Below are 2,668 nucleotides of genomic sequence, written 5' to 3'. Positions count from 1 at the left end.
AGATCGGCCAGCAATGACAGCTCCACCACGGTGTTCGCTCCGGGCGCGATTTCCTCCAGAAGGTGTTCGGCGAGGCTGGCGGGGGTGGGGTAGTCAAAGATGATGGTCGCCGACAGCCGCAGCCCGGTGACGGCGTTGAGCCGGTTGCGCAGCTCCACGGTGGTCAGGGAGTCGAAGCCCAGCTCACGGAACTCCCGTCCCGGCCGGATCGCGTCCACCGACTCGTGTCCCAGCACCACCGCCGCCTGAGCGCGCACCAGCTCCACCGCCAGCCGCACCTGCTCGGCCTGCTCCAGCCCCGCCAACCGCCGCACCAGCTCCCCATCCCCACCCACGGAGACGGAGACCGCCGACCGGCGCCCCACACGCACCAGGCCCCGCATCAAAGGCGGCACCTCAGGCAACGTGCGCAGCACCGACAGATCCAGCCGCACCCCCACCACCGCCGCCCGACCCGACACCTCAGCCGCCTCGAACACCGCCAGCCCTTGCTCCACCGACAGCGCCGGCATCCCCGCCCGTGTCATCCTGCGCAGGTCGACTGCGCCCAGCGTGCCGGTCATCCCGGTCTCCTGCACCCACAAGCCCCAGGCCAGCGACAGCCCTGGCAGTCCCGCAGCCCGACGCGCCTGGGCCAATGCGTCCACGAACGCGTTCGCCGCCGCGTAGTTGCCCTGCCCGGCGTTGCCCATCACCCCGGCAAGCGAAGAGAACACTACGAACCCGGCCAGGTCCAGGCCCTGGGTCAGCTCGTGCAGATGCCAGGCCGCGTCCGCTTTCGGCCGCAGCACGGTGTCCAGCCGTTCGGGGGTCAGTGACGGGATCGTCCCGTCGGCCAGCACACCGGCAGTGTGGATCACCGCGGTCAGCGGATGCTCGGCGTCGATCCCGGCCAGCAGCGCCGCCACCTGATCCCGGTCGGCCATGTCGCACGCCGCGATCGTGACCTCGACGCCGTGCGCGATCAGCTCGGCCTGCAACTCCACCGCACCCGGAGCCTCCAGACCCCGGCGACTGGTCAGCAGCAGATGCCGCACACCCCGCTCGGCCACCACATGCCGCGCGAATTGGGCACCCAGACCACCGGTCCCACCAGTGATCAACACCGTGCCCTCCGGGTCCCAGACCCGGCCCACCGCGTCGCCGACGTCAGACCCTGGCGCCACCCGCGCCATCCGCGGAACCCGCAGCTCACCCTCGCGTACCGCCACCTGTGGCTCACCCGAGGCCGGCACCCCGAGCAGGGCCGGCAGCGAGGACTCCTGATCATCCACGTCGACCAGCACGAACCGGCCCGGGTTCTCCGACTGGGCACTGCGGACAAGGCCCCACGCCCCAGCGGCTGGAAGATCAGCCACCACCTCACCATCATCGGTCGCGACCGCGCCCCGGGTGACGAACACCAAGCGCGAATCGGCGTACCGCTCATCCGCCAGCCACCGCTGCAGCAGATCCAGCACGTGGGCGGTCAGCGCATGCGCCGACTCCACCACCTCGGCCGCCGGATCGGAGACCACCTCCGTCACCACCACTGCCGGGACCGGACCTGCCTCGACCAATGACGACAAATCCACATGCACCGGCACCAAGTGCCCGCCAGGCTCCGCGGCCAGATCGCCGGCTACTCGCAACGCGGGGGCAAGACCCAGCGCGTCCAAGCCGAGCACCGCCACCGGCACCTGGTCGGCCTGCGGCAGGCCGCCCGCGGGGGGCCACTCCACCCGGAACAGCGCGTCCCACCCGGCCCCACGGGGGCCGGAGCCGGCCAAGTGCTCGGCGGCCATCGGCCGCAGCACCACCGACCGGGCCGACACCACCGGCTCCCCGGCCGCATCCACCGCGCTCAGCGACACCGCATCGCCGCCCGTCCTGGCCAGCCGCACCCGCAGCACCGACGCCCCGCCCGCGTGCAGGCACACCCCACCCCAGGACAGTGGCAACCGGCCGCCCTCGGAATCGTCCAGCCCGGCGAATGGCACCACGTGCAGCGCCGCGTCCAGCAGCGCCGGGTGCAACCCGAACAAAGCCGCATCACCGGCCTGCTCCGGCAAACTCAGCTCGGCGAACACCTCGTCATCACGCCGCCAGGCCGCCCGCAACCCCTGGAACGCCGGGCCGTACCCCAAGCCCTCCTCCGCCAGCTCTTCATACAGCCCGTCCAGCTCGATCGCAGCCGCGCCGGTCGGCGGCCACACCGCCACATCGAACGGCTCGGCAGGCGAAGCACCCGTGCTGAGAGCGCCGGTCGCGTGCCGCACCCACGGTGCGTCATCGGCCGCATCCGCCGAACGCGAGTACACATTCACCGTCCGGCGGTCCGACTCCTGAGAGGCGCCACCCACCCACACCTGCACAGCGGCCGCCTCGCCCTCACTCAGCAGCAGCGGCACATCCAGTGTCAGATCCTCCACCAGCTCACAGCCGACCTGGTCACCGGCCCGCACGGCCAGCTCCACGAACGCGGTGCCCGGCACCACCACAGAGCCCGCCACCACGTAATCGGCCAGCCACGGCTGCGCACTCACCGACAAGCGACCCGTCAGCACCACCCCGTCAGAGTCGGCCCGCGGCATCGTCGCGCCCAGCAGCGGATGCCTCGTCGCGGTCAGGCCCAGAACGCGGGCATCACCGCTCTGCCTGGCGTTCGGCCAGAACCACTGGTGCTGGA

General features: G+C 71.7%; 1 protein-coding gene. It reads right to left on the bottom strand.

What is annotated here, in order from left to right; all coding sequences use genetic code 11:
- The coding region (locus ABT130_RS47375; RefSeq protein WP_350966465.1) for a type I polyketide synthase at positions 1-2,668 on the bottom strand (2,668 nt) is incomplete at both ends.

The sequence above is a fragment of the Streptosporangium sp. NPDC001681 genome, assembly GCF_040298085.1.
Lineage (GTDB): Bacteria > Actinomycetota > Actinomycetes > Streptosporangiales > Streptosporangiaceae > Streptosporangium.
Note: the sequence above shows the minus strand (reverse complement) of the source record. Positions and strands in the feature narration are given on the sequence as shown.